The 7829-nt window shown below is 31.0% G+C and carries 6 protein-coding genes and 2 pseudogenes; 3 read left to right on the top strand and 5 right to left on the bottom strand.

Features of this window, described 5'->3' with window-relative positions; genetic code table 11:
* The coding region (locus tag L866_RS09360; RefSeq protein ID WP_025730755.1) for an IS256 family transposase at nt 1–272 on the top strand (272 nt) is incomplete at its 5' end.
* Between the two features lie 49 nt (nt 273–321).
* Here the strand turns inward: L866_RS09360 and L866_RS0107710 are convergent.
* Together L866_RS0107710 and gnd are read right to left on the bottom strand one after the other, a co-directional pair.
* A pseudogene (locus L866_RS0107710) lies at nt 322–567 on the bottom strand (D-isomer specific 2-hydroxyacid dehydrogenase family protein); the annotation flags it as partial.
* Nucleotides 568–578: 11 nt separating this feature from the next.
* Nucleotides 579–1475: a phosphogluconate dehydrogenase (NAD(+)-dependent, decarboxylating) gene (gnd, locus tag L866_RS0107705; RefSeq protein WP_025730751.1), complete on the bottom strand. Its 897-nt coding sequence runs from the start codon at nt 1473–1475 to the stop codon at nt 579–581.
* A gap of 137 nt (nt 1476–1612) precedes the next feature.
* On the opposite strand from gnd, the gene L866_RS0107700 reads away from it, so the two are divergent.
* Together L866_RS0107700 and L866_RS09575 are read left to right on the top strand one after the other, a co-directional pair.
* Entirely contained in the window at nt 1613–2506 is an 894-nt protein-coding gene (locus tag L866_RS0107700) for a MurR/RpiR family transcriptional regulator (RefSeq protein WP_025730749.1), read from the top strand.
* 97 nt (nt 2507–2603) lie between these two features.
* Complete coding sequence (locus L866_RS09575; protein WP_169729078.1) at nt 2604–2798, top strand: hypothetical protein; 195 nt, start codon at nt 2604–2606, stop codon at nt 2796–2798.
* 117 nt (nt 2799–2915) lie between these two features.
* On the opposite strand, the pseudogene L866_RS0107690 reads toward L866_RS09575, so the two are convergent.
* The 3 genes and pseudogenes from L866_RS0107690 to L866_RS08805 all read right to left on the bottom strand — a co-directional run.
* Nucleotides 2916–5054: pseudogene (locus L866_RS0107690) on the bottom strand (GW dipeptide domain-containing protein).
* 276 nt (nt 5055–5330) lie between these two features.
* Nucleotides 5331–6197, bottom strand: a complete 867-nt coding sequence (rsmA, locus tag L866_RS0107685) for a 16S rRNA (adenine(1518)-N(6)/adenine(1519)-N(6))-dimethyltransferase RsmA (RefSeq protein WP_025730743.1) — start codon at nt 6195–6197, stop codon at nt 5331–5333.
* A 144-nt stretch (nt 6198–6341) separates the two neighbouring features.
* Nucleotides 6342–7829: GW dipeptide domain-containing protein (locus L866_RS08805; protein WP_035446456.1), on the bottom strand; the 1488-nt coding region annotated here is incomplete at its 5' end.

Here is a 7829-nt window from a genome sequence, read left to right as displayed (position 1 = left end):
ATATCAATCAAAGGAACTATGCAAAAGCCTGTGAGACTTTAGATAATGGCTTCGAAGATGCCTTCCAATACACAGTAATGGATAAGAGTCACAATCGTTTAAAAAGTACTAATCTTCTTGAACGATTGAACCAAGAAGTACGCCGAAGAGAAAAGATTATTCGTATTTTCCCCAATCGTGTGTCAGCCAATCGTTTAATTGGTGCTGTCCTGATGGACACGCATGACGAATGGATCAGTTCTAAAAGAAAGTATATCAAGTTTAACCAGTAAGAGAGTATAGAACATTGTACTAGAAACTTTTACACAAGATTATGGACTTGACTCCATGTCTGCTAATCAAAATTAATTCATCTTTATTTATAAAAAATTCTTTATCAAAATTTGGGGTTACACTAGCTATAATAATATTATATCCTCTCAACTTTTGAGCGAGTTCTTTGCCTGTTATATTATTTTCAAAATTAAAATAATCTACTTTACCTAATTCATTTAATTTTATTTGATGATTTTTAAATTTTTTTCCAAAACTGCTAGAATTGACAACTGCAATTTTTAAATAGGACACTTGTTCATCTCCTAACTTTTCACAATACTATGTCCACCAAATCCGTTTCTTAATGAAGATACTACTTTATTAGAAAAACTATCAGATATGTGACTATCATTTCTTATAAATAGCGATTGAGCAATCGTAGGTACTGGAATTTCTAATCTTAACGCTTCTTCAATCATCCATTTAGCTTCTCCACTCGCTGAAACTATTCCTTTAACTTTTTCTAATTTTTCGTCATCTTTAAACGCTTCTTCTGTTAATTCCATTAGCCATGAACGAATGACAGAACCGTTATTCCATACTTTTGCTACTTTTTCAAAATCAAAATCATAATCCGATTTGTCTAAAACATGAAATCCTTCTCCAATTGCTTGCATCATGCCATACTCAATTCCATTATGGACCATTTTTAAATAATGCCCAGAGCCTGGTGCTCCTGTATATAGATAGCCATTCTCACATGATATGTCTATAAAGAATTTTTCTACCACATCAATTGCTTCTTGATCACCACCAACCATTAAACAAGCTCCATATCTCGCACCAGACATGCCACCAGATGTACCACAATCTAAAAAGAATATGTCTTGTTCTTTTGCAAGTTCATAATTTTTAACACTATCATTAAAGTTTGAATTTCCACTGTCAATAATAATATCTCCAGGTTTTAAAGTATTAACTAATTGAGCTATAATTGAATTAGTAATTTCTCCAGACGGTGTACTCAATAATATAACTTTTCTCTCATCTAGCTTATTAATCAGTTCTTCAAACGAATCAACAACCGGAAGACCTTCTTTAGATAATTTCTTGGACAGATCAGCATTATTATCAAATCCATATATTTGCCATTTGTTATCCAGTGCATTCAACAAGATATTTAAACCCATTTTTCCCAAGCCGATTAATCCAATTTTCATCTTCTCATTCCTTTCAAAGTTTATATTTAATAAAGACACAAAAAAATATTTTTGTAAAGGTTTACATATAATAAAAAATTTTTATTTTTCAGTTTATTTGTTACAATATAGTTACTACTTAGCGAAAGGAGACGCGTATGAAAAATCATTATTTAGATCAACGGATTAAAATAAATATTAAACAACTGAGTATTACTGAAAAAAAAATAGCCGATTATTTTGTAAATGATGATGGAACTTTAGCTAATCAAACTTTAGAACAAATCTCAGAATATATTAAAGTATCAAAATCTTCTATTTTTCAATTCGTAAAAAAATTAGGCTATAATGGCTTTCAATCCTTTAAAATAGATATCGCTAAACATTCTGATTATGAACCTTCATTTGAGGAAATGAAATTTATTTCTGGTTTTGATACACTTTCTCCAAATGACTCAAATCAAACTATTGCAACTAAAGTTTTACAAGCTAATATTTATTCCCTTAGTAATTCCTTAAATTTTTTAACTCATGAAAAACTAGATAATGTTTTACAAATTATCAATTCATCAGAAACTCTTCACTTTTTTGGCCAGGGTGGTTCATCTATAGTCGCATATGATAGTTTTCATAAATTCATTAGAACAAAATATCGATGTAACTACATTGCTGATTATCATATGCAACTTAGCTTTGCAACAAAATTAAATGAAAAAGATTGCGTATTTATTTTTTCTCATTCTGGACAAACAATAGAATCCATTAATTTAGCTCAACTTGTTAAAAAATCTTCTGCTCAATTAATTGTATTTACAGGAAACAATCGCTCTGAATTATTGAAATATTCGGATGAATCTATTATTATTCTAACTGAAGAAACAATTTTCAGGACCGAATCATTAATTTCTAGAATAAGTTATCTTACTGCTGTTGATATTCTTTATATGATTGTTATGTTTAAAGATTATGAAGAAAATATTAACTCATTAAATAAAATTCGTTCAAGTGTAAAAAGCTCAAAAAGAATTTCAACACAAAAAGAACCAAAATGATGTTCTATCATTTTGGTTCTTTCATTTTTTAGCGTAAAAAAGAACAGACCTCCTGTATATTATAAGCGACCAAACCATAATAAAGGAGAGCTGTTCCATGAGCCCTATTATATCATCTTTACTCGGATTAAACGATAAAAACATCAAAATTAATAACCATAAGTTAACAAAATGTTCAATTAACGGACGTTTATCTTTCCTGTTATCTGGCCAATTAATTGAACCCATTGATTCTTGTCTTTGTTGCGAAAGCCATTCCTCAAATCATTCAATCGGTTATTTTATCTTTTGATCTATAAAAAAGAGGCGAAGTAACCATGCGGCTGCCTCACCTCGTCATCAACCTTATTTGTCAGAGAGCCATTAATTTTTAATAAGCTCCTGCATTTCAGTAACTTATTATTATTTGTTAAATACGTTTATTTAAAGCATAGTGATATACTACTGTATTCAGTTCACTAATGAAGCGTTGTGCATAAGGAACATCTTTGGTGTAAATAGCCACTCCATAAGGTTTTGGAGCATAAATTATTCCAACTGTTGACCAATTTGTATTTAAGGCACCATATTTTTGAACTACTTCATTTGGTATATTTACCTTCAAGTACTCGTTCGGATTTGCTTTTTTAGCATAATCTATTACCACATTATATTGATTTTCATTTTTGTAAAGATGGTTTATGACATCAATCATAAAGTCACTTGTTGTGTTGCCATTTTCGTCAAATGACCTTTGTCCGTTACTATAACGTTCCATTAGTTCATTTTCATCTCCGAAATTATCTCGAATATATTACTTCAATGCATATGCTGTTGTATTCGTCGAATATTGAACACTTCTATGAATCAAATCTTTGAGTGTAAACCGCTGACCTTCATAATATCCTTCTTGATATTTTTTAGTACACCAATTACAAATTGATGCAGTTTGATTAAATTTTGTTTTTCCATTATTTATATAATCAGTTACTAGCATACTCAATGGTAATTTATACGTACTCGCACCATAAAACAATTTTGTTTCATTAATTTCTTTTTTTAGTTGCGTTTGTAAATCTATGTATGAGATTGCTATTTGTTTTTTATTTACACCTTTATACGTTAAGAATTGATTAATCAATTCTTCAAATGATAAATTATTATAATCGAATTTTTTCCTTAAAAAGTCAAAACTCTGTTGTTCAGCCGATGATAGCGTTCTCGAAGTACTATTACTTCGCAGTGCACGCGAATCAATCCATCCCATTTTTCCATTATTGTAACGCACCAAATGATATAAATTATCTTTTGTCGATCCTAAAATTTCAACTAGATTGCCTATCAAATTCTGGGAAGTTGTCTGCGTCTTATAGCCCAAAGTTCCCCATGGTTTTGTATCAATACTAAAACCCGATTTATTAATAGTTGCCTTGATACCTTTACGAGAACTCAGAGCACGATAGTCAATCCACCCTAAAATTGTATTATCCTTTACCGCAAGCATATATTGTGCATTTTTAGCAGTTCCAATTATTTGCACATTTTCATACAAATAATATCTTGTTAGTCCTACTTGTTTAAAGCCAGGTGACCCCCAAGGTCGTGTATCAATGCTATATTGTTCACCACGAATAATCTGTCCCGTAAAATTTACATTACTTAATGCACGATAATCTATCCATCCAATAGTTTTTCCATATTGATCCGCTACTAAATAATATGTTTTAGACTTATTCACACCTAAAATCTTTACTCGTTGATTAACATACGAATTAGAAAAGCCACGATTTTCTGCTTTCTTTTCATTCCAAGGAGAATTATCAATACTAAAATTTGGATGAATAATCCATGAATTATAAATTTCCTCACTTGGAATTAATGCGCGATTATCAACCCAACCATATGGTTTGTCATTAATCAGAACGTAAGAATAATATTTATTCTGATGCTGCTCAACTACTTTCACTTGTTGTCCTAATAGATTATCTGTTTGATCAATTTTTTGGTATCCTGTTGTTCCCCATGGTTGAGTATCTACTGAATAACTACCACGTCCAATACGTGCAACTACGGTTGAATCCATTCGTCCGAATGCTCTATGGTCAATCCAACCTAATCTTTGTCCGTTTAATTCGGCTAACTTATAATATCCTTGAGAACTTTCAGCTATAATATTAACTGTTTGATTTATATACTCAGAAGTTTCACCTATTTTTTTAAATCCTTTTTCTCCCCATGGTTTTGTATCAATACTGTACTGTCCAAATATAATAACTGCATCAGTTGGTTCATTAATTATATCTGAATAAACGATTATTTCGGTATCTTGTTTTTTGGGGGATAGTTTATCATCAAGTATGACTTGTTTCTTTTCATTATCCGATGCTTCAACCACTATCGCTTCACTCTCGGATTCATTTACTTTACTTTTATTTTGTGTTTGTTCAATATAAACGTCTTGATTGTCTATTGAATCAGTAGTATTAGTTGTTTGACTATCATAAACTGCTTTTTTCTTTTCGTGAAATACAGCTATTTTTTCATCTGTAACTACTGATTCTTTATTCATAACATTTTCATTTAGTTCATCAGCTGAAATTATTTGTTGAGCTGTAAAACTTGCTAGCATTAGGCTTGATAAGCTTAAGCATAGTTGTGTTATTTTTTTCATTTCATTCACTCTTATAAAATCCATCTTATAAAATCTTACAATTTTATTTGTTACTACTATCTTAGCATAAACAAGCCTCATTTCTATATTTGTTTTTCTCATGTATCGTAATTTTTAAGTTTTTATTTAAAATCGCTTTTTAATATTAAATAGATTTATTTTAAAAAAGTGTGATTATTTATTTAGCTCATTAAATATCAGTGCAAATTCTTCTATCGCCAATGTTTCTGCACGTCTTTGTGGATCAATTTGGCTAGCTGCTAGGGCTTGCTCTAACTCTTCCTTACTTCGATTAATCTCTTGTGCATATTTTTGTAAATTATTCCAAAGCGTCTTTCTTCTTTGTTTAAAGGAAGCTCTGACTAGTTGTTCAAATTGACGACCATTAGATACTTGTACTTTAGGCTGTTCACGCTTATCCAACAATAGAATAGCTGAATCAACATTTGGTTTTGGATTAAAAACGGTTCGCGGCACGATAAAAGCAATTTGACTTTTGCAATAATAGTCAATAGCGACCGTTAAAGAACCATACGCCTTTGTATGAGGCTGTGCTGTCATTCGTTCGGCTACTTCTTTTTGCATCATTAAAACGTATCGATCAATAGGCAATTCTGAATTCATCAGCTGCATAATAATTGGCGTTGTAATGTAATAAGGTAAATTCGCTACAACAGCAACACGTCCACTCACATGAGATAGCACTTCGTCTAAATTGACCTTTAAAATATCTGCATGAATTAACGTAAAATTATCGTACACTTCTCCTAATTCTTTATTCAATAATGGAATAAAGCGTTGATCGATTTCAAACGAATAGACGTGTTTCGCACGTTGTAATAATTGTTCCGTCAAAGCGCCAATACCTGGTCCAATTTCAATTACAGTTGTATCCTGATCAATTTCCCCAGCATCCAACATTTTATCTAAAATATTGGTATCCATCAAAAAGTTTTGTCCTAAACTTTTTTTAGCTTTTAAATCATATTTTTTTAACAATTCTGCCGTTCTGACAGGTGATGCGATTGGTCTATTAGTCATTTCATTCTCCTTTTATTAATTAAAATAATATCTAAATTGTTTATATACAAATAAAAGTAGTACTTATAAGTACTACTTAGTTTAACGAATTACACCATTGGATGCAACATTCTATAAAATTGAAATTTAACACTATTAATCAAGTTATTTAAATCTTTCGTTCGTATAATGATATAACAAAGCATTTATTTCACCTATCAATCGTTCTGCATTTGAAATATATTTAGTATAAATTGCTGCAGCATACGGTATTTGCGAGTAAGTAATACCTGTTGAAGACCAATACTGGTGAAGTTGCCCATATTTATGCGCCACTTCGTTTGGAATATAGCGTTGCATATATTGTCCTGGTGTAGCTCTCTTTAAATCTTTTATAATTTTAGAATACTTTTGCTCATTTTTATATAGACTTCTTAAAACATCTGCTTGATATTTTGATGTAGTTGACCCTTCTGTTCTACCTGTAACAGAAATAGGTTCTTTACTATACCGCTTATTTAACTCATTAATCATTCCAAAATTGTGTCTTAAATAAGTCATCAGTGCAAACGATGCTGTGTTGTTTGAGTTAACTATCGAATCTTCCATTAATTGTCCCAATGGTACTCGCTGACCAATCCAATACCCTTCTCCTCCATATATAATATCTTGGGGGTGTATTGTAACCAAGTGATTGTAGGTTAACTTGTTTTCGCTAATCAAATCTGTAAGTACCATTGACAACGGAAGTTTATATGTGCTTGCTCCATATATTAAATCACTTCCATTCCAATCAAATTGATCGTCCGTTATTAAATTAACATAAGATAGCGTTAGATTTTTTGATGGGATATTTTTTCTGCGTAAATAATCATTAATAATTTGATCTAGCGTTTGATGTTTGTAGTCATATAAATTTTTCAATCGGTCAAAGACTCGTTGATTTTCTAATGATAATATTTTGGAATTAACCGGATATCCTAAAAATTCTGGTTTAATCCATCCTAATCTTCCATCATTGAATTTTATTAATATACTGCTTTTTTCAGAATTTTCACCTATCACTTCGACAATTTTATTATTTTGATTTAAATGCTTAACCGTTTGATTATTAGGCGCATTCTCAGGCTTTATTGTAACTAAAGCATCTAAATTTAAAATAACCGTCTTATATCCTTCTCTTTTACTCAGCGCTCTGTTATCAAGCCATCCTAATACTTTATTATCTTTTAAAACAAGCATATACAGTTTATCACTGGTTACACCAATAACTTGAACATTACTATACAAATGATTTTTTGCTAATCCCGCTCGTTTATATCCTGGAGTACCCCACGGCCGTGTATCAATGCTAAAATTATCTCCACGTATAATTTGCGCAGTATAATTAGCATTGCTTAATGCTCGGTGGTCTACCCAACCTAGTGTTTTACCTTGTTGATCAGCTACTAAATAATACGTTTTAGTTTGATTTACACCTAAAACTTTAATTCGTTCATTAACATAACGATTAGATGTATCTCGTTTTTTAAAGTTACGCTCACCCCATGGTGCATTATCAATACTAAAGTTAGGATTAATTATCCAAGAATCGTAAGGTTCTTCTTTCGAAATTAAAGCACGATTATCTACCCAACCGTAAGGTTTATCATC

This window comes from Atopobacter phocae ATCC BAA-285 (genome assembly GCF_000526675.1).
Classification (GTDB): domain Bacteria; phylum Bacillota; class Bacilli; order Lactobacillales; family Aerococcaceae; genus Atopobacter; species Atopobacter phocae.
The sequence above is the reverse complement of the archived record's forward strand: the minus strand, read 5'-3'. Positions and strand labels throughout refer to the sequence as shown.

Excerpts from the sequence above, each read along its gene's own strand:
- gnd (WP_025730751.1), bottom strand. The coding sequence starts at position 1,475 with ATGAAAATTGGATTAATCGGCTTGGGAAAAATGGGTTTAAATATCTTG.
- L866_RS0107700 (WP_025730749.1), top strand. The coding sequence starts at position 1,613 with ATGAAAAATCATTATTTAGATCAACGGATTAAAATAAATATTAAACAA.
- L866_RS09575 (WP_169729078.1), top strand. The coding sequence starts at position 2,604 with ATGAGCCCTATTATATCATCTTTACTCGGATTAAACGATAAAAACATC.
- rsmA (WP_025730743.1), bottom strand. The coding sequence starts at position 6,197 with ATGACTAATAGACCAATCGCATCACCTGTCAGAACGGCAGAATTGTTA.